This is a genomic window from Pseudoalteromonas obscura, assembly GCF_030135505.1.
GTDB classification, from domain to species: domain Bacteria; phylum Pseudomonadota; class Gammaproteobacteria; order Enterobacterales; family Alteromonadaceae; genus Pseudoalteromonas; species Pseudoalteromonas obscura.
In genome coordinates this window covers 79,740-102,863 of the sequence record NZ_JASJUT010000009.1, presented here as the reverse complement: position 1 = coordinate 102,863, position 23,124 = coordinate 79,740, and the positions used below count along the sequence as shown (strand labels likewise).

Genomic DNA, 23,124 nt, shown 5'->3' with positions numbered 1-23,124 from the left:
AAATGGAAAATTCAGCGATTAAAACTTTGTTGGCCGAGTTGGATGGCCAAGGGATTTTTTTATATGTACAAGATGGGCGTTTAAAGCTCAGAAGCCGGCATAATGACATTCCGGCACAAAAGTTAGCGCTGATAAAGGAGCACAAGCAAGCACTTATTACTTATATGCAACGGCATCACCAAAAGCTAGGCAAACTATCCCGATCTCAACAAAGGATTTGGTTTATCGAGCAATATGAAGCACATTTATGTGCCTACAATATGGCTGGGCTCTTGCGGTTATCAAAAGCCTACAGTGCAGAGCAGGTTGAACAGGCTATAAATGCGGTATTGCAGCGCCATGATGTACTGCGAAGCCAATTTAAACAGCAAGGCGATGAGGTTGTACAGCTGGTTAACCCGGAAGCCAAGCTGATACTTCAGCAACAGGGTGCACCTGAGGCAGACGACTTTGCGTCAGCGTCATCCTTGATACAAGATGAGCTGTCATATCAATTTGACTTGGAACATGATTTGCTGGTTCGGGCACGCTTACTGGTGGATCAAGGGCAGGGCCACTGGCTATATGTGTGTATGCATCACATTGTTGCAGATGGTTGGTCTATTCGTCTCTTTACCCAATCTCTCGTTGACGAATTGGCGGGCTTGGCAAGCGAGCCCATGACATTGCAGTATTTGGATTTTGTTCACTGGGAAAACAAGTATCAGCAAAGTGATGAGTACCAGCAACAGCTCAACTATTGGCAGCAAAAACTGACTGGCCTTGAAGTATTCGAATTACCGACCAGTCAGCCCAGAGGGGTCCACAAAGAGTATCTCGGTGCACATGCTGAGGCGCTGATACCACAACCAAAAGCTGCGCGCTTTAGTGCGCTATGCAAGCAATTGGGCGTGACGCAATTTGCGGGTTTTTTGGGAATATTTTACGTACTGCTATACCGCTATGGACAAGCAAAGGACATCACCCTTGGAGTCCCTGTTTTGAACCGTACCCAGCCTGAGTTTGAGGATGTGGTAGGGTGCTTCATCAACACATTACCATTGCGTTTAACCCTGACAGAGCATTTATCTTTGCAACAAGTTTTAACCGCGACCCACGAATTAGTCAAAGAGGGATTGCGGTATCAAAGTGTTGCCGTTGAAGAGATCATCGACGCGTTAGATATCACCAAATCAACGGCACATTCGGCATTGTTTCAAATTCTCTTTAACTACAATGGTATTACTGGTCAAACCGTTGGTAACGACACCGTAAGCAGCGAACTGTTTGCACTTGATAATCACACCGCAAAGTTTGATCTCACTTTAAATTTGAATGACTGTGCAGAAGGTGTACAGCTTAGTTTTGATTATGCCAAACACTTATTTGATCCGCGTTTTATTGAACAGTTGAGGGAAGACTATCTTGCTCTAGTCGATGCTGCATATGACTCCTCACTGCAAGTGAGCAGTCAAGCTATTCTGCACTCCGCAGCAAGTTTAGCTTTGGCGCCAAGCGCCGATGGTGAAGAGCAAAGCTTAGGCACAGTATTAGACGCACTTTATCAAAATGCACAGGAATACAGTGAACACATTGCATTGATCCAGCCTAGTCTAGCATTTGAACATCAGCCTATTTCGATGACATATGCCGCATTGATCTCGCAGTTAGAATACGTCGCAGCGAGGTTACATGGATTAAATCAGCAAACTTCTACCCCAATCACCTTGTTGGTAAACAGGAGTATTCAAAGTTTTGTTTGGATGTTAGGTGCGATGCGTGCAAGGGTTGCCTACTTGCCCATTGATGATGCGACTCCTGCTGCGCGGGTTGCGGAGATCATGGCTCAAGCGGACAGTCAGTTGTTATTGTGTGCCAGTGAGCACTTGCCAGATATGCAAGTTCTTAAAAATAAGGGGATAGATGTTTTAGATCCGATTGCCCTGCATAAATTGAGTACCACTCAGGGCCTACCAGCTATGCCGTTAAGTTCGGATCTAGCTTATGTGATGTTTACCTCAGGCAGCACAGGTAACCCTAAGGGGGTGGTGATTTCGCATCATGCACTGATTAACTATGTCTCAGGCGTATCTGAACGTATTCATTTCGATCAGAGCACCTGTTCGGCAGTTGTGACTGGGCTTGCGACGGACTTAGGCCTGACAGGCGTCTTCCCCGTTTTATCTGGTGCGGGCTGTGTGGTGCTGTGTGATAGCGTTGAGCCCGAGCTGCTGGTACAAACTTGTGTCGCACATGACGTGAATTTGGTTAAATTAACCCCCTCTTTGGCTAATGCGCTGCTTCCTTGGTTGCAGGCTTCAAAACCTGCAATATCTCAGTGGGTGTTAGGCGGGGAGTCACTCACTGAGGCATTGACACAACAGCTACAATCTCTGAATAAAGAGGCGAAGATTTTCAATCATTATGGGCCGACGGAAGCTTGTATTGGTGTTTGTACCTATGAGGTATTAGAACACAGTGAAGCACTATGTATCCCGATTGGTAGGCCATTTAAACATGTACAGTTTGCTGTTTTGGATCCACAGCAGCAGCCAGTGCCGCAAGGCGTGCCCGGCGAGTTGTACATTGCTGGGGATAGTCTTGCAAATGAGTACATCAATGATCCACAAGAAACCGCTAAGGCATTCGTGTCTTTACCCTGTGATGCGGAGCATCAGAGACGTTATTATCGGACTGGCGACTGCGTTAAGCTCAATTTTGACGGCCAGCTTGAGTTTATTGGGCGGTTCGACAAGCAGTCTAAAATAAATGGCTTTAGGGTAGATATTGCTGAGATTGAAAGCAAGTTGCAGTCTCTGGATGATGTGCATTTGGCTGCCGTAATTTACCGTGAAGTAGCCCAACAAAATACCTTAGTAGGATATTTTGTAGCGAATGCTTCGGATACAGATTTGGCTCAGTGCGAGCAGCGAATTCGTCAGCAGCTCAAGGCATGCTTACCGGGGTATATGATCCCTGCGTATTTAATTCGCCAAGCCACTTTACCAAAACTTAGCAGTGGCAAAATAGACCGTAAACAACTTCAACACCGACAGCTCGTGGTGGCTGCTCCGACGCGTCAGCCAGAGAGCGCGTTACACCATAAGCTAATCAGTATTTTTGCGTCACTCACTGGATGCACTGGTATTGGTATCGACCATAGCTTTTTTGCAATTGGCGGCCATTCACTGCTTGCTATGCGCTTACTCAATGAGATCAAAGCGCAGTGTGCTGTGTCGCTCAGTTTGAAGCAGGTTTTTGCTAATCCAAGTGTGGCTGAGTTAGCCATGTGTGTTGAAGCTCAAGAATCTTCAATTGATACCACACCACTACATCACGTGGCTAACCAAGCTCAATCCCCGCTTTCTTTTGCACAGCAGCGGATTTGGTTTATTGACCGAATGCAAGGTCACAGCCAGCAATATAATCTGCAAGGCGCTTATAAAATTTCGGGTGAATTAGACCACCAGCGCCTTGAGCGTGCATTTAGGTCAGTAATAAAAGCCCATGCGATGTTACGTTTTACGTTTCATCAGGATGAACGGGGAGCTGCCTATCAAAAAGACAATATAGCGCGCGAATTCTCACTACAATATCGGGACATGTCGACTTCTGTGGCAGAACAACAACAAGCGAATATCGACCAATTTATTCGAGCAGATGCGCAGCAAAGTTTTGAGTTAGATAGTGATTTAATGCTTCGAGCTGCGTTGCTGCGATTAAATAGTAATGAGCATGTGTTGCTGATCACCATGCATCACATCGTCTCCGACGGATGGTCAATAGCGGTACTGGCAGAGGCGCTGAGTCAAGCATATCAAACCGGGGCTGGGCAAAATGAACGGCTGCCTGAATACAGCTATATTGACTATATTGATTGGCAGCAGCGGTTATCTCAAACTGAGCTATGGCAACAAAGTTTAAACTACTGGCGCGATGAACTAAAAGAGCTGCCTCAATTACATTCACTGCCAACCGATAGAGCTAGACAAAACCAGGTGATTCAAGGGGGCGAGCTCGCTTGCTTTGAGATACCACGGCAAATGCGAGAGGAGGTACGCTCATTTTGTCAGCAAACCGACAGCACATTGTTTCAGGTACTCAAAACGGCGTTTAGCCTGTGGATGAGCAGAGCACAACAGCAGCGGGATATTATTTTAGCAACCCCTGTATCAGGGAGAGAATTAAAAGCTTTTGAGCCACTGTTAGGTAACTTTATCAATACTCTGGTATTGAGGGATAAATTCACGCCAGAGACGCAATTTGACGCAGCATTGGCGGCGAGTAAAGAGCAGTTTTTAGAAGCGCAAGCGCACCAAATGGTGCCCTTTGATGTATTGGTTGAGGCGTTAGATGTGCCTCGAAGTCTTTCGATTCATCCACTGGCTCAAGTCGTTTTTCGAGTCAACAACGAAGTGAATGAAGCTTTGCAACTGCAAGGGCTAGACGTCCAATTGCTGCCACAAGGTCCACGCAGCGCCAAACTAGATTTGGAAGTGAGTATTATAGATGGGCAGCAACAATGCAGTATTGAGTGGCTTTATGACACTGCGCTGTGGGATAGCGCCAGTATTGAAGCTTTTCACCAGCAATATCTTTGCGTATTACGCCAATGTATTGAGCTGCCAAGTATTGCATTGTCGCAATTAGCATTATGGCATGATGATGCCCAACAAAAGTTTATTCGCGCGACCGCGCCTATCGAACTGGTAGACCCAACGGTTTCTTCGTGGGCAGCTCAGTTTTCCAACATAGCAGCTCAACAGCCAAATAAAACAGCTATAAGTTTTGCGGAGCAAAACTGGAGTTACGCCAAAGTTGAGCAAATAGCGAATCAGTTGGCGCACTGTCTATTGGAGATGGCGTTTGAGCCACAAACTCGTATTGCATTAGCGCTACCAGCTGGGCCTTTGGTGCCCATCGCCATGTTAGGGGTGCTTAAAGCCAATCATATTTATGTGCCATTACATCATGAAACACCCCCCCAAACCTTGCAGCATATTTTTTCAGATGCTGATGTGATGTTGACTTTAGCACTAAGCGAGGATGCAGAAAGGCTCATTGAAGCAGGTAGTGACTTTTTATTGCTGGACGATGCACTAGAGCAAGAGTCATTGCTCTCAGCCTATCCAAGTAGCGCACCAAACCAAGCTGATTTGCCTCTGTGTGCAGAACCAATTGCGGCGCAATGTTGTTACATCATCTATACCTCAGGATCGACAGGGCAACCTAAAGGCGTGCCTATTAGTCATGGCAATCTGCATGGCTACCTACACCATGCCATCAGTAACTACGCAATAATGGCACCGCTTACATGTGTTATGAGCACACCAATGGCTTTTGACGCAACGGTCACAGCTATCGTTCCAACGCTAATCAGCGGGGGCGAATTAAGTATTTTGTCGCAAGGAGCAACATTAATTACGGCGCTAATAGATAAGCTGTGGTCACCTAGGGCCACCTTATTTAAGTTAACCCCCGCTCATTTACGTGCTGTATTAACACTGACGAGTGAGGCGGCAATTTGTGAAACGGCCCATCGATTAATAGTGGGTGGCGAGGCGCTGAGCTCGGACGTGGTAGTTAAGCTGAAAGGGAAGCTGCCTAACATTCATATTGTGAATGAGTATGGACCGACAGAAACTACCGTGGGAGTGAGTGTGTTTGAGATCCCGCCAAATATGCCTGCTGAAGTATTGTCTGAAGCCCCTGATGTGCCAATAGGTTTACCAATTGATGGCGTGACTATGCTGGTGGTTGATGAGTTTGATCAACCTGTTGCGCGCAATATGCCAGGAGAATTGTTGATCGCCGGCAATATGGTGAGCACAGGCTATTTAAATCAGCCAGAATTAACAGCAAGCAAGTTTTCTAGGCGCGGTATTTTAGGGGCCCATTCTCAGCCCGTATACCGCTCTGGAGATCGAGTGAAATGGCAATTAGATGAATGTGGAGAGCCAGCTTATCTGCGCTACCTTGGGCGCGCTGATGAACAAATTAAATTGCGAGGGTACCGCATCGACTTAGACGCTATTGCGGATATTATTTTGGATGTAGAGGGGGTAGCCGATTGTGTGCTGACAGTAGATGACACTACGCAAACGTTAGTGGCACATATTATGTGGCAACAGGCGCCAAGTATGTCTGAGCGACAATTGCGACATCAGCTTTCGGAGCACCTCCCTGCGTATATGTTACCCGCTGTATTTCATGTAGTTACCGTGATGCCATTAACGCGAAATGGCAAAGTGGACAAAGCGGCATTAATGGCTGCACTTGAATCTGAGTTGCAACAAAAAAAGAACGTTGATACGGCTTCAAGTAGACAGCATGTACAGTTAACGGCGTTACAGCAAACGCTATTTACGCTCTATCAGCAAATTTTACCAGCGACCCAAATAGGGATAGAAGATAGCTTTTTTGAACTTGGCGGCCACTCGTTATTGGCCATCAAATTAATAAGCCAAATTCGACAACAAATGCAGCTGGATATTACCTTACCTCAATTATTTAAAACCCCGAGCATAGCAGCACTTGCAGAGGCATTACCGAAATTTGAAAGGCTCACAGTGGACGATGACATACCTGTTGTTTCACGCTCAATAACACTGCCTTTGTCTTTTTCTCAGCAGCGATTGTGGCTGATCGATCAATTACAAAATGGCAGTACGCAATATCAGATGCCCGCCAGTTTTACTTTTTCAGGGGATTTAAACCTAGCGGCGTTTGGCACAGCTCTGAAGCGCGTAATTCAGCGCCATGAAGTGCTAAGGACTATTGTATTGCCCGGCGCCAGTGGAGAGTCACCAGAGCAGCTAATTAGAGAGCATGTAGAAGTACCGTTGGTCGTTGAAGATATCTCAGCACTAACCCCTTCAGAGCAGCAACTGCGAGAAGCTCAGATCAAAGCGACATTATGCCAAAAGCCCTTTGATTTAAGCCAGGACGTTATGCTTCGTGTGGTTGTGGTGAAACGGGCTCAAAGGGAATATTGGGTGCACTTTAATATGCATCATATTGCCAGTGATGGTTGGTCTATGGCGATATTAGTGAATGAGATCATCGCATTTTATCGTCACCACAGTGGTGAAAATAAGTTTGAATTGCCGCACAAACTGACCCAGCCACTGGCTGTGCAATATGCCGATTTTGCTCACTGGCAAAGAGGGTTTTACACACCACAAAAACAGCAAAAAGCAATCAATTACTGGCAATCTCAATTGACAGATAGCCCGACCTTGCATCAGTTGCCGTTAGATTTTGCTCGTCCAAAGGTTCAGCAATTGGCTGGTAAGCGGTTAACGTTGAGACTTGATGCTGCAACAACTCAAGCAATTAAAGCACACTGTCAAAATGAGTCGGTGACCTTGTTTATGTGGTTACATAGTGTCTTTGCACTCTTGATAATGCGCTATAGCGGCGTAAATGATGTGGCAATTGGCTCGCCTGTGGCTGGCCGCGTTCAGCGCCAGCTCAATGATTTAATCGGCTTTTTTGTCAACACTGTTGTTATTCGCGCACAGGCAGATCACACGATGACGTTTAATCAATGGCTAGCGCAGCAAAAAACGGTGATCCTTGATGCCTTCGCTCACCAATCATTGCCTTTTGAACAAGTTGTTGAGGCGCTAAAACCACAGCGCAGTTTAAGCCATCAGCCACTGTTTCAGATTTTATTTGCACTGCAAAATAACGATGTTGTGGATGTGGCTCTTCCGGACCTACATATTGAAGAAGAGTGCGATGATACGCCTAATATGAAGTTTGACTTGGAGGTGAACGCCACGGAGCAAAGCGGAGAGATTGAAATTGAGTGGCGCTACAGTAGCGCGTTATTTACAGCGCATACCATTCAGTCAATGGCAGAGGCATATACCGTATTGGTGAATGCGGCGCTGTCGAGCTCAGATCAACTTGTCAGTCATTTGGATATTTTAACGGAAGAACAAAAACGTAAGCTGACGAAAAAGCCTGAGGCGGCGTGTGAGCATGATGTGCCCGTGTGTGTACATGAGCGCTTTGAAAATGTGGCGTACATGCACAAAGACCGCATTGCAGTAACCGACGCACATGGTCAGTCTCTCAACTATGGTGCGCTATGGAAACGAGCTGGATGTTTTGCACATCACCTGCTAGAGAGTGGCATCACGGCGGGCGATAAATTAGCTGTTTGTTTACCACCTAATGTGGATATGACAGTGACGCTGTTGGCTGTGCTTAGAGCTGGTTGCGCATATGTGCCGGTGGACCCAAAACTCCCCGCTGCACGGATGCAGTATATTATGCAAGACAGTGGAGCGACAGGGCTTATCACCAGTGATTGTTTACTGCGTGAATTGGCCAATTTATCGGACTCTGTTGCGCAGTCTCCTTTAACTTTGTTCTCAGTGAGTGACAGTGCAAGTTGGCCTGAAACGGTCAGTCAAGAGCGGTTACCTATTCCTCATGTTGATGCATTGGCCTACGTAATTTATACCTCGGGTACGACAGGGCAGCCTAAAGGTGTGCAGATCAGTCATCAGAACCTACATTACTATTTATCTTTCGCTATTCGTGAGTATACCAATGGCGCATTAAACCGCGCTGTCGTCAGTACCCCAGTTGCTTTTGATGCGACTGTGACATCTCTGTGGGGTGGACTGTTAGCTGGGTTAGGGGTCGAGCTGCTAGAAGACAATGATACTATGCTGGTTGAACTGGCTAAGCGCCTTTTTGATCACGAGTCTTGTCTGTTCAAAGTAACCCCTGCGCATCTTCAAGGTGCGTTGGAAGTGGCCAACCGGCTGTCTCTTAAGCGCCAATTTAATGCCCAGCACCACGTGATTGTGGGTGGAGAGGTGCTCCCGTGTAGTTTGTTGAGCGAGCTAGATACTTTTCTGCCAGAGGTGCAATGGGTAAACGAATACGGTCCAACAGAGGCGACCGTTGGCACGAGTATTTATCGATGCAACGGTAAAACTATTGCGCAGTTGAGAGCAGCCTTACTGCATGATGTGCCAATTGGACAAGGCATGCCATACAGTCACTGCGTGATACTTGATGAATTCCATCAGCCAGTGCCCGTCGGTGTGTTAGGAGAATTATATGTATCAGGGAAAGGGGTGACGATGGGGTATTTGGGTCAGTCACACCTTAATCAAGATAAATTTGTCAACTTAACGCTCGCGACGTCAAGTCGAGAGGAGCGCTTCTATCGCACAGGAGACAAGGCGAAGTGGCAGTGGGAAGCTGCGTCTCGGAGTTTACAGCTGGTCTTTTGTGAACGCGCAGATGAACAAGTAAAGCTGCGCGGTTATCGAATTGAATTGAGCGAGATTGCCCACCACTTAAAACAGCAAACTGGGGTGCGAGAAGCACGGGTACTACTTAATGATAAAAGGGATAACTTAGAAGCCTATTTGGTTCTCGAAAACACACCAAATGATATGGAGCAACAACCACAATTAATGGATGAAGTTTGCAGCATGGCCTATAGCGAAGAGCTCGCTTTACAGTTACCTGCTTATATGTTGCCCCATCGATATATTCAAGTGCCCCATTTACCTTTGACAAGCAACGGCAAGCTTGATGTTGCGCGGCTGTATGCGTGGGCGCAGCAATGCCGTGAAACGCAAAGCATTATCGCGCCAAGCACTGAGCTGGAAAGTGCATTACATACCATTTTTGCTCAAGTGTTGGACGTTGAAACATTTGGCATTACCGATAACTTCTTCACCCTTGGCGGTCATTCACTATTGGCCGCACAATGTGTCGGCTTGATGCAAGAGCAATTGAATATTACTGTGCCGATGCAGGTCTTATTTGAACGCCCAAGCATTGCCGCTTTGACCAAGTGGGTTAGGATCCATACTGCTTATGAGCAAACTCAACGTACTGATAACGAAAGTGATTCGTCAGAGGAGATGTTCCTGTGATAAACACTCAGTTACAAGAGATAGAAGAATTAATCACACAAGCGTTGGATGCTGGCGTTACCTTGTACGAAAAAGATGGCAAGTTAGCGTTTCGTCAAAAACAGGGGTTTCCCGAACAGTTGAAAGCCAAGGTGGTTGCCAATAAAGCCAATTTAGTCGCATATTTTCAAAAGCAGGCACAAAGAGACACCGCCACTGCGCCTGAACTGATCCCGCGGGCAGACCGCAGTGGACGCTTGCCACTCAGTTTTGCACAAGAGGGGTTGTGGTTTATTGAGCAGCTGCAAGGCGGTCGACAGTATTATATGCCTGCCTCTTTTTGTTTAACTGGTAGCCTCAATATAGAAGCGATGAAAAACGCCATTGAGTTAGTAATACAGCGACATGAAAGCTTACGTTGTCGCTTTGTTGCAGGGCCTGAATCCAGTGGCAAACCTTATATTGTTATCCAAGATACAGAAAGTGTACCGTTCGAATATGTGGATTTGAACCTCCTCGCTGCCCCAGACAAAGAGAGCCACAAAAATAAGCACATCGAGGCGTTTTGTAAGCGGCCTTTTAAGCTCGATAAAGACTGCTTGATCCGAGTTTTGGTTGTGTCTGATGTGCAGCAGCACAAACTCTTTTTCAATATGCATCATATTGTGTCCGATGGTGCTTCTATGACTAATTTAGTCGCAGAAATTGCAGCTATCTACAATGCGAATGTTAGCAATACATCGCCTGAGCTACCGATCCTTGAGCGGCAATACTTAGACTATGCTGCATGGCAACAATCACATTTAAATGACGATTACTTTATACCGCATATCAACTACTTTAAATCGCAGTTAGCAGGACTAGAGCCGCTACAATCTTTACCGAGCGATAAACCAAGGCAAGCGATACAAACTGATCATGGAGCGAGATATATTCAGCATTTGCCCGAGTTATTGAGTCAGCGAATTATCGCCGTGTCAGCGGCACAGCAAAGTTCGTTGTTTATGTGGTTGATAAGCAGCTTTATGCTATTTGTTGCTCGTATAAATCAGCAGTCAAGCGTTGTTGTTGGTACGCCTGTGCTAGGTCGAGATCACCCTGAACTAGAGCACCTTATAGGGATGTTCGTTAATACTTTGGTGATGCACGCTAAAATTGACAGTAATCTGTCATGTGAGCAGTGGTTTGCCGAGCAAAAAGCGCGAAACTTGGCGTCGCTTGAATATCGGGCTCTGCCCTTTGACAAATTGGTAGAACAACTCGGCCAAAGCCGAGATTTGAGCCACCATCCGCTAGTACAAATTTTGTTTTCATTGACCCAATCTCAACCCAGTCAGCTAGAGTTGAACGGTCTTGAAGTCAGTGAGTCCAAAGACGGCAATGCGCAACCTGTGGCCGTGAAGTGCGATTTGGAACTACATGCCCAGTTAGATGGCCAAGTGTTGAGCTTAACTTGGAAGTATGACAGCGATTTGTTCCACTTTGAGACGATTCAAAATTGGGCGAACAGTTTTGCTGTGATGTTAGAGGCCATTGTACAGAATCCAGCTATGGCTGTCGGATCGCTGCCACTGCTAGACGCTCAACACATGCAACAGTTACTGTCTCAGACGCAATGTCATGAGGTGAGTTGGCCACAACAGCACAGTATTGTGTCACTTTTTGATTACCAAGTTGTGCGTTGTTCAGAGCGTATTGCAATTACCGACGGCAAACAAGCTCTCACTTATGGTGAACTTGATCAGCGAGTTGACGCCCTCGCCTGTGCTTTGGTAGCACAAGGTATTCAGTCTCAGCAGCTACTGCCTGTGAGTATGATTCGCAGCAATGAGATGGTGATCTCTTTACTTGCCATACTAAAAGCGGGTGGGGCCTATGTGCCGATTGACCCAAGTTACCCTCAAGAGAGAATAGATTATATCTTGGCGGATGTAGGCAGCGAGTTATTGCTGTGTGACAGACAAACAGCCGTGCAGTTTTCTCATTTAGATGTGACATGTGTGGTTGCTGAAGATGCGATATCAGCGTATTTAAATTGTCGCTACGACGCACCTGTGATCAGACCTGAACAACTCGCATATGTCATTTATACCTCTGGCACCACAGGTAAGCCAAAAGGGGTGCAAATAGAGCACCGTCACGTGGTTCGCTTGCTGTTTACAGAGCCAAGTTTATTTGATTTCAATGAATTAGATGTATGGAGCTTGTTTCACTCTTTTTGCTTTGATTTTTCTGTGTGGGAAATGTATGGCGCACTGCTGTTTGGCGCAAAGCTGGTGGTGGTAGATCAGGCAACGGCTAAAGATACTCAAGCGTTTGCTCAGCTATTGTTAAAAGAACAAGTCAGTGTTTTAAATCAAACTCCAAGTGCGTTTTATGTATTGCAAAGTTGCATGCAGCGATTGCTGGATGAAACTCGCCAGACAGCTGCACTGCGCTACGTCATTTTTGGCGGTGAAGCACTACAGCCAAGTAAAATTAGGCCATGGCGTAAATTGCTGCCCAGTTGCCAGTTGATCAACATGTATGGGATCACCGAAACCACTGTGCATGTGACTTTTAAACAATTAAGTGACGATGATCTAACACTTGGACAAAGCAATATCGGCCAACCTATTTATACCACTTCCTGCTATGTGTTAGATGATAAACAGCGACTATTGCCTCAAGGAGCTGTGGGTGAGTTATATGTTGGTGGGGAAGGGGTTGCACGAGGTTATTGGCAACGTCCAGAGCTGAATCAGGCGAGATTTTCAGAGTTGAGTCTAGCCGCAGGACACTGTGAGCGTCTCTACCGTTCGGGAGATTTGGTACGCTTATCTCCAAATGGCGAAATGACATACATTGGTCGAATAGACGACCAAGTAAAAGTCAGAGGTTATCGTATTGAATTGGGGGAAATAGAAAATCAGCTGAGGTTGCACCCATGGGTTGATGAGGTGGTGGTAATACTTAATCAGCATCCTGTGCAAGGCGCCTATATCGCGGCATTTATTACCGAGCATCAAGGTGCTGAGTTTACTGATTTGAGGTCTCAGTTAACTGCTTTTCTAAAAGAGACGCTCCCTGATTTTATGCTGCCGACGACCTTGTCGTTGTTACCGCGTATTCCACTGACAGCCAATGGCAAAGTGGATAAAAAAGCATTGCGAGCGCAGCATCAATGGGAAGACAGCAAAGTTGAATTTGAGGTGCCAGTTACTAAAGTGCAATGTCAAGTCGCAGCGGCTTTCAAGTCAGTGTTGCAATGCCCGCAAACCATCGGGTTACACGATGACTTTTTCACCCTAGGTGGTCACTCTTTGCTTGCTGTTGAGCTGAGCCATTGTTTGCAGTCTCAGTATGCGCTGGATGTATCTCTGAGCGATATTTTTCAATATCCGAGTGTCAAAGCACTGGCCAATTCGGTCAACGAAAAGCCATTGTCGTCTCAGGAGACTGAGACATTAATATCACCCACACATCAAACTACAGGCCCCTTATCTTTTGCACAGCAACGTTTATGGGCGTTAGATAATTTGCAAGGAAGGTCACATAATCACGCTTTATATCATGTGCCTATGTCATTCTCACTGCAAGGTGAGTTAGATATTCCCGCTTTTGAGCAGGCCTGGCTTCAGGTGTTAGAGCAACATCCTATATTAAGAACCCTACTGATTGTGGACCAAGCAGGTGTGCCGAAACAGGTTATTCAGCCATGCAGAAAAAGCCCATTGGTTGTGCGTGATGTCAGTGGTCAATCGCCGCAGCAAATTGAGGTGGCTTGGCTTAAATTACAGCGTGATGATGGTCAATGTGCTTTTGATTTAGAACACGATCTGATGCTTAGGGTATTGCTATTGAAAACAGCTCCTACTCAATTTAAGTTGCGTATTAATTTGCACCACATAGCCTGTGACGCACAGTCTTTACGTCGTCTTGTTCAAGATCTCGCCCAAGCATATCAACAGGCACGAGGAGGGAGTAAACAGGTTGTCGGCATGGAAAACGAAGCTGCGCTTACATATGTGGATTATGCTGTTTGGCAAAGAGCGCATTTGCAAGGTCTCGCTGGTGAGTCACATAGAGAGTTTTGGCAAGCGCATTTGGCAGGAGCACCTAAAGTTCATAGCTTGGCACTCGATGGGGCAAGAAGCAACCAATCATTGCGGCTGGGGGCTCAGTATGAGAGTTATTTTGACAGGTCGCTATGCCAACAGATAACAGCCCAGTGTCAGTCATTGGGCGTTAGTCATTTTATGTGGTTACACACGTTATTCTCTTTGTGCGTAGCACGTATTAGCCAGGTTTCAGATGTGGTCATTGGCTCGCCGTTTTCTGGCCGCGAGAATGCACAGTTGAAGCATATTGTTGGCTTTTTCATTAATGTACTGCCTATCCGCACGCAGTTTACTGAGAAAATGTCTTTACACGATGTGCTGGCGCAACAAAAAGCGCACATTTTGGCAGTTCACACTCATCAATCGTTACCGTTTGAGCAAATTGTGGAATTGTGTGAGCAGCATAAAGATCTAAGTCACCACAGTCTGTTTCAAATTAGTTTCGCTTTTGATCCCAAAGAAGACAGTCAGTTATTGCTGGATGGACTTGAGGCCTGTTCACTTGAACAACCGCAAACCCACGCGAAATTTGAATTAGAACTGACATGTAGCGAACAGTCTGATGGGATCCGATTGAATTGGGTATTTGATTCCGAGCTATTCAATTACAGCAGTATAAAAAACTTAGCAGATGCTTTTACGACCTTTGTGCAGTCGGCTGTGACAGATATTATGCAGCCGATAGTTGATATACCTTTAGTGGCGGGTAATCGCTGGCGTGAGCATATGCTGTGTGGAGAGACACACGCAATTAATTCCCCCAGTATTTTAACACCACTTTGGGCGCATCAAAACTCTCAATTGGCCGACAAAGTGGCGCTAATTGACCCGCAAGGCAGTAGCACGAGCTATGGTGAATTACTGTGTTTTGCTGAGCAGCTGGCAGCGTATTTAGTGTCTGCTGGATTGCAAGCACAAGAGCGAGTTATGGTGTGCTTGCCAGCAGGTAGTATATGGGTAAAGGCGATGCTGGCGGTGATGAGAGCTGACGGTTGTTATGTGCCTGTTGACCCTGAATACCCCTTGGAGCGACTTCGTTATATTGCGCAGGATAGTCAGTGTAAGTTTGTACTTACAAACTCTAAATATTCTGATTTATTGAAGCTCTCAGGCATTGAAACACAAGCGCTTATCAATTTAGATACATTGAATTTAGACGCCTTTAAAGAATGCGCGTCGCGACCACTGCCAACTAATTCAGAGCAACTTGCCTATGTGATTTACACCTCGGGCACAACAGGTCAGCCTAAGGGAGTGATGAATAAACATCGAGGTTTGATGAACCTGTGTCAGTGGCATCAGCGCACCTTTTTGGTGAACGCACAATCGGTTTCGACACAGACAGCCAGTGTCGCGTTTGACGCTGCGGCTTGGGAGGTGTGGCCCTATTTGGTATCGGGGGCGACCTTGTTGTTCGTAGCAAAAGCACACTACAGTGACGCACGCTTGATGACTCAAACTATGGATGAGCATGGCGTAACACATAGCTTTTTGGCGACCCCAGTGGCACAAGCGGTGATGGCGGATCACGAGTTTTCACCTAAAACCTTGCGTTATTTGCTGGTCGGTGGCGATAAGCTGGGTCAAGTTGATATGACTCGTCATGGTTTTAAACTCGTCAACAATTATGGCCCTACCGAAAGCGCTGTTGTAACGACATCAGGGATAGTTAACCTTAATTTAGATGTACCGGATATAGGCCTGCCAATTGATAACACGCAATTATTGATCCTCAATGAACAGCGGCAGCAACAGCCCGCAGGGGCCATTGGTGAGCTGTATATTGCTGGTGCCAGTTTAGCGAGTGGCTATCTAAATCGTCAGGATTTAACGGATGAGCGGTTTGAACTGTGGACTGCGCCCAGTGGTGAGACGTTGCGCGTTTATCGCAGTGGAGATTTAGTTCGACAGCTTGCTTGCGGGCGTGTTGCTTATGTTGGGCGCAATGATGACCAAGTGAAGTTGCGCGGCTACCGTATCGAGCTCGATGAGATCGCGGCGCAGCTCAGTAAATTGCCAGGCATAGAGCAGGCGACGGTACTGCTGTGTGATGACGATGGTGCTCGACCTCGACTTATCGCATTTGTGACGCAAACAGGCCAATTGCAAGAGCGGGCCCTGTCCGCCAAGTTAGACGCTCAGTTGAGACAGGTGTTGCCGGCACACATGCTGCCCAGTGAATACCTATTGCTGGCCAATATGCCACTGACTTCCCATGGCAAACTTGATAAAGGTGCACTGCGCGCCCGAGTTGGCAAGGTCGTCACTTCCACTTTGCCAGTTGCTTCTCAGATGCAAACTACAGCTTCAGCGCATAGCGATATTCTGCTTAGTATTTATCGGGAACTACTCAAATGCCCCACACTCGGTTTGGAAGATGACTTCTTTGCTATGGGGGGGGATTCTATTCTCAGTATTCAGATCGCCACACGCGCCCGAGTTCAAGGGGTTGAGCTGGCTGTTTCAGATGTATTTACTTATCCTAGTGTAGCGCAGTTGAGCGCCCACATTGGTCAGAGCCAAACATTAAATGATGTTCAATCAAACTATGTGGCCAGTTGTGGAACAGCCACCTTGCTGCCTGCGCAGCAGTGGTTTTTTGAGCAGCAGTTTGAAGAGCCGACCCATTGGAACCAAGCAGTGATGTTGGGGCTAGACAAAGGCATTGAAGCAAGCCAATTAAGTGCAGTTATCACGGCTTTAATTTCACGCCATGATAGCTTGAGGTTAGTTGTGAACCACTCTAGTAGTCAGAACATGCATTTTAGTGAGCATGTATCGGCAACTTCTTTATTGCACGTGTCGGATTTAAGTAATGCTTCCCATTGGCAAGGTGAATTGCAGCGTTTATGTGAGCAATATCAGCAGAGCTTATGTTTTAATGGTGAACCATTAATTCGCTTTCTATTTGTTAAGAGTGGGCTTCACAGCGACAAAAACCGCTTGTGTATCATTGCACACCACTTGTTAGTCGATGGTGTGTCGTGGCGTATTTTGTTGGAAGATTTATCTCAGGGAATTGTAGCGAGTAGCAATGGACAAGCGACGACATTGCCGTGTCCGCCTGTTAGCCTTCAACAGGTCGCCAAGGCATTTGTAGATCATGCTGAACACACAGCAAAAAGCACTGATTGGCAGTTGACCGTGCAAGCGGCGCGAGCACAGGTGTTATTTGAGATAGATACCTCAATAACAAAACAATACGCCTTGGGTAAACGGCAATTGCAGCTGTCTAGTTCAATGACTCAAGCCTTGTTGACCCATGCTAATCAGCCTTACGGCACTAATATTCAAGTGCTATTGCTGTCGGCATTGCACTTAACAGTTAATCAGTTGTACGGTGCGCAATCACATGTGGTCATGATGGAAGGACATGGCCGTGATATATCGCAAAACAGTATCGACAGTAGTCAAACGCTTGGTTGGATGACAGCTATGTATCCGCTGCATTTGTATGTCAATTCGAATGCACTCAGCGATATAATATGCCAAGTCAAAGAAACACTGGCTGCAACGCAAAATAAGGGCAGTGATTTTGGCGCTTTACGCTATTTTCATCCTGACCCTGCGGTACGAGAGGCATTGCATCTAGACACCAATGGGCTGGTCTTTTTCAATTATCTTGGTCAGCTTGACAGTGTGATCCAAACAGGCAGTGTGATCAGTGATGTCACAGAGTCATCAGGGACATTGATAAGTGCAAACAATCACTGTTTTTATGCCATGCAAATGACCTCTGCCATTCAAGATGCTTGTTTATCCGTTCAATTTGAATTTGATACACAAAGAGTGTCGTCAGATGCAGCAGAAGCATTTGTTCAGCATCTACACCGTGCCATTGATACGGTGGTTTTACACTGTACGCAACAGCAAGTACGCCATTATACCCAGAGTGACTTCAGTTTATTGCCAGCGTGCTCTGAGAGAAAACTCAATCAGTTGATTGCGAAATACCCAATTGATTCGGTGGAAGATATCTATCCATTGAGCCCATTACAGCAGGGCATGTGGTTTCAGACTCAATTGGCCAAAGCTAATGATGAGTCTGTTAGTCCCTACCTTGAGCAGTGTTGTTTTACCTTTGCCGGTGAGTTTGACTGCGAGGCATTTGTGTATGCTTGGCGGCAGGTTATCAAACAACATAGTATTTTACGCAGTCGCTTCTCGATGGTTGATGGTCAGCCAGTTCAAGTTGTATTGCGCGAAAGTGAACTGCCCGTTGAAATTGTTGCGTGTGAAGAAGTCGCAGTAGACGCACAGGCTGAGTATATGAAGGTGAAGGCGCGTCAAGCGTATGACCAAGGACCCGCCTTAGATGGTGGTCATAGCATGCGGGTGCAACTTGTGCCCATGTCGGCGCAGCGCGTTGGGTTTATTTGGACTTATCACCATATGATCATGGATGGGTGGTCTTTACCGGTTTTATTTAGCGAGATTTTACGTTTTTATCGGGCGCGGATCGCTGGGTATCGCGCTGCCATTCAGCAGGATAATTTTGCCGACTTTATTGGTTATATACAGGCGCGCGACATAAAAAAAGAAACGTGCTTTTGGCAAAGCTATCTAGCGGAGCTTGATACGCCAATGTTAATCAGCGAGCATTTAAATTCTGGTGCGACGTCTGCCATAGAGTATATCGAACAGCATGAAGTGCTCAATGAGTCGCTGTGTAATGCCATTGGACAGAGCGCGGCCGAATTGGGTCTGACATCTAATCATATGATCCAAGGAGTGTTTGCATATTGGCTGAGTGTTTGTTGTGGTCGAAAGGATGTGATGTTTGGGCAGACCATTGCAGGGCGTCCAGCTCAATTGAGCAATATGGCTGATAGAGTCGGCCCGTACATCAACACTCAAGTGGTCTACACAGAGGTAGACATGAACATGAGTGTGGCGACCTTTTTACAGCAGTTTAAAGAGAACGTGACAGCTTTAAGTGAGCACCCTCATTCCAGTTTGAGTGACGTGCACCGCTGGAGTCGCATTGACAATAGCCAAGACCTTTTTGATGTACTTTATGTGTTTGAAAATTATCCGACGTCGCCATTGACGCAAGGGCCGGATCTACCTTTTGACATCATTGGTAGTGACTACCGGGATCAAACACACTACCCGCTGACCTTAGTTGTTGGCGGTGAGCAGCAGTTGTCGCTGACTTTGTGTTATCAAAGTAACTTACTTACACGGAGTCACGGCGCGCAATTTGTTGCGATGCTCAGCCACTTGCTAACACAAGTCTGTGCAAACCCGCAGCGCAAGCTGAATGAGTTGGCACATTGTCTGACGCCTCAAGACAACACTGCTTTTGCTACATTTGAGCTAAACTCTGGTCCATTCGAGTCCGACTCGAACACCTTACATCAAGTTGCACGAGAGCAAACACTACCTGCTGCATTTGCGCAAACGGCTGCGGCATATGGCGAAGAAACAGCTATCGCATATTTTGCCGATAAGCAAGATTCCTTGAGTAGGACGCTGAGCTATCAAGAATTGGATAAACGTTCTAACCAGCTCGCCCATTGGCTTGTCGAGCAATTTGGGCATCATCTAGAGCAACCCATTGTAGGCCTTTGTCTCGCACCGAGCCCTTCATTGATAGTGGCAATTCTCGGCGTATTAAAAGCAGGGGCGGCCTATGTGCCGATGACCTCGGGCCTACCTCAACAGCGAAAACAGCAGATTGTCGAGTCGTGCAATGCCTCTTTGGTTTTGGCTGATCAGGTGATTTGGCAAGCTGAAAATGTACCTTGCTCAACTTACCTGTACGGTGAATTAAATAATTTACTCACAAGTTATTCTGAGCTGCCAGTAGAGCGAGAGATGACAAGCGCAGACTTGGGCTATGTGATTTATACCTCGGGCACGACCGGGGTGCCAAAAGGGGTAATGGTTGAACAGCGTAGTATTTTAAACTACGTCAACTCATTGTCAGCGCAGTACGGTATTTCGCCGCAAGACAACTACCTCCAATTTGCCAGCTTTAGCTTTGATGTATTTGCCGAAGAGGTTTTTTGTACATTGCTCAATGGGGCCACTTTGGTAATGAGTGAGCAGTCTCAATTACTCGACACCCAAAGGCTTTGTCAGTTAACTCATGAGGCTGATATCAGTTTAATGAGTTTACCGACTGCCTACTGGCATCAATTATGTGCAGCCCCATTGCAATTTAATCCAGGCTTACGACTCATCACCATTGGTGGTGAGCAAATGCAGCTAGCAGCGCTTAAAGCATGGCAGCAGCACCAGAGCTCAAGCATACGATTGATAAACGCCTATGGACCAACGGAGGCAACTATATCTGCAACGTTGCAAGAAGTTACCCAATGGGAAGACGATGATATCGCGATTGGGCGGCCTGTTGCTGGGCTGCAACTACATGTGTTGGATGCTCAGCTCAGAGCGGTACCTGACTATGTGGTAGGGGAGCTCTACATCAGTGGGGCCGGACTCGCGAGAGGGTATTTAGGCGATGAACAAAAGACTGCTAAAGCGTTTATTCGTCACCCAGAATCCGGACTGAGGCTCTATAAAACAGGCGATCTGGTGAAAGTGAATACGCGAGGCGAAGTGGTCTTTTTAGGCCGTCGTGATGGTCAAGTTAAGGTGCGCGGCTATCGTATCGAACTCGCTGACATTGAAAGCCAACTTATGACAATTGACGGCATCGCAAGTTGTGCCGTCGTGGTGCGTCAAGATGGCAGTGATAATGAGCAGTTGGTTGCTTTTGTTGAAGGGCTACCCTCATGCCAAGACATGTCACAGGTTACTTTGGAGCTTAGTACTAAGTTACCTAGTTATATGGTGCCCAATATCATCGAGCCTATTGATGCATTACCACATACAGCGAGCGGAAAGTTAGATCGCCGAGCTTTGACTGTGCGAGCGCAAGCGTTGTCTCTTCACACTGATGCAGTAGAAGCACCACAAAGCATACTCGAAAAACGCATTGCAGCACAATTTGGTTTGTTGCTCAAAGTGGATAAAGTGGGCTTGGATGATGACTTCTTTGCACTTGGAGGTCACTCTCTACTGATCATGCAGTTGGTTGCTGAAATCCAGTCTCAACTACACTTAAATGTGCCAATCGCGGCGATTTTGCAGCATAGTTCAGTGAGAAAACTGGCGAGTTATATAGACTCACAGTTGTCTTCTCAGTCGCAGCAAAGCGATATGTCGAATACGTTAATGTGCTTACAACAAGGCGAAATCGGATTCACGCCGCTAGTAGTCATAGCAGGTGCAGGCGGTTTGTTATTGTCGTTCGTCAAATTGGTGAATATGCTCGACAAACGCATTCCTGTGTATGGTTTGCAACCTGACGCTATTGCCGATAACCCCGAACTGATTGGCAATATTCACTTGACCGGCAAACACTATTTAGATGCGCTGCAGAACCAGACCGAGTTTGCTCGTGCACATATTGTTGCACATTCATTTGGCGCATTTATCGGTTACGAGTTGGCTCAATTCTCACAAAGTAGCGGTTTTACCTGTGATTCCCTGACTATTTTAGATACACCACTACCAAGCAAAACCAAACCAATTGTGGATGCGCAACAAATTGATAAATTTATGTTGCAAGACTTGTGCACTTTTTTCTGTATTTCGCCGCGACAAAATGAAATTGAGCACTATATTCAAATGGCTGGAATGGCAAAGTTAGCGATTTTGTCAGAGTGGCTCGCACAAAAAGATGTGCAGATATCAGTGCAGCAGTTAAGCAATTTTTATCAAGTTTACAAAGCGCAAGTACTGGCAGATGTGGCAATTGATAAACCACTGATAGATACAAAAGTCACAGTAATCAAAGCCGAAAACACCACTGAATTTGAGGGGCGAGCAGTGAAATTGGACATGGGCTGGCAGCGCGTGGTGGCGAATTTAGATACGCTGGAAATCACAGGTGATCACCTGTCGATATTGCAAAAGACAACGGATATGAAAGCACTCGTTGAACAGATAGAAGATCACTACATACTGCACGGCAAAATGTAAATATTATGTTGTAATTTTATCTTACCTAGTTAAGGATGGGAATAGAATGGATCAGTTACTAGCGCTCGACAAAGAGGATATAAGGACAGGAATAAATAGTTTTGTGCATGATCTGTCCGCTCAGAAGCAAAGCGGGTTGGCTTGGGTTAAAGGTCACATAAAAGAGATCAATGAATGGGTAGACAGGGATGGTGTGGCATTGCTACGCGGATTGAACATCGTCAGTACCAATCAATTTAGCACTATTTTAGAAACCATTTTTCAAGAGCCTTTGGCCCAATATATTTATCGTTCGTCACCGCGAACAGCACTGAGAAACAATATTTATACCACCACAGAATATCATGCTGATCAGGTGATATTACAACACAATGAAAATGCTTACTCTAATTGCTGGCCAATGAGAATGGGGTTTTTCTGTGTGGTGCCAGCTAAAACGGGAGGTAATACGCCCCTTGCTGATAGCCGTGCCGTCTATCGACAGCTACCTGTTGCACTGCGAGACAAGTTTGAACGACTCGGTGTGATGTACGTGCGCAATTATGGGGAGATAGACTTGCCTTGGCAAGAAGTCTTTCAAACGCAAAATAAAGCAGATGTTGAAGCATATTGTTGGAAAAACGACATTATCTTTGAGTGGAAATCTGACAATCATTTGCAGACACGGCAAATCAGACCTGCGGTAGCAACGCATCCAAAAACGGGTGAAAAAGTTTGGTTCAATCAGGCACACTTATTTCATTGTTCAAGCATTGATAATCAACTTCCTGAATCGATGCGTGAGAGTATCGGAATGGACAATTTACCGCGTAATGCTTATTTCGGTGATGGCAGTGACATTGATGCCAGCGATATAGCAACTATCAATGAGGTCTATCAATCACTGACCTTTGCTTATCAGTGGCAGCGCAATGACATTATGCTGCTCGACAACATGCTGTATACACATGGTCGGGAAGCGTATACAGGCACCAGAAAGGTGCTGGTAGGCATGGCAAAAGCGGCATATGGCTAGGTAACAGGCTATATGTACGATTTTCGTGTCGAGAACGGGTTTGTTAGTAGTAAAGAAGTTGGCAAAGTAATTAAACAAAGCTAGGGAAACACACAATGAACGGGCTTTATCAGCAACAACTCAAGGTAGTATGCCTATGCTG

General features: G+C 46.2%; 3 protein-coding genes. All 3 read left to right on the top strand.

The window, feature by feature from the left end; all coding sequences use genetic code 11:
* Positions 1–2: 2 nt before the first annotated feature.
* From QNM18_RS18700 to QNM18_RS18690, 3 genes are read left to right on the top strand one after another with little or no spacing between them, the layout of a single operon-like run.
* Positions 3–9,893, top strand: a complete 9,891-nt coding sequence (locus tag QNM18_RS18700) for a non-ribosomal peptide synthetase (RefSeq protein ID WP_284138110.1) — start codon at positions 3–5, stop codon at positions 9,891–9,893.
* On the top strand, positions 9,890–21,967 hold the full coding sequence (locus QNM18_RS18695) for a non-ribosomal peptide synthetase (RefSeq protein ID WP_284138109.1): 12,078 nt from the start codon (positions 9,890–9,892) through the stop codon (positions 21,965–21,967). Before QNM18_RS18700 ends, QNM18_RS18695 begins: the two co-directional genes overlap by 4 nt.
* A 46-nt stretch (positions 21,968–22,013) precedes the next feature.
* Complete coding sequence (locus tag QNM18_RS18690) at positions 22,014–22,982, top strand: TauD/TfdA family dioxygenase (protein ID WP_211013012.1); 969 nt, start codon at positions 22,014–22,016, stop codon at positions 22,980–22,982.
* The last annotated feature ends 142 nt before the right edge of the window (positions 22,983–23,124 follow it).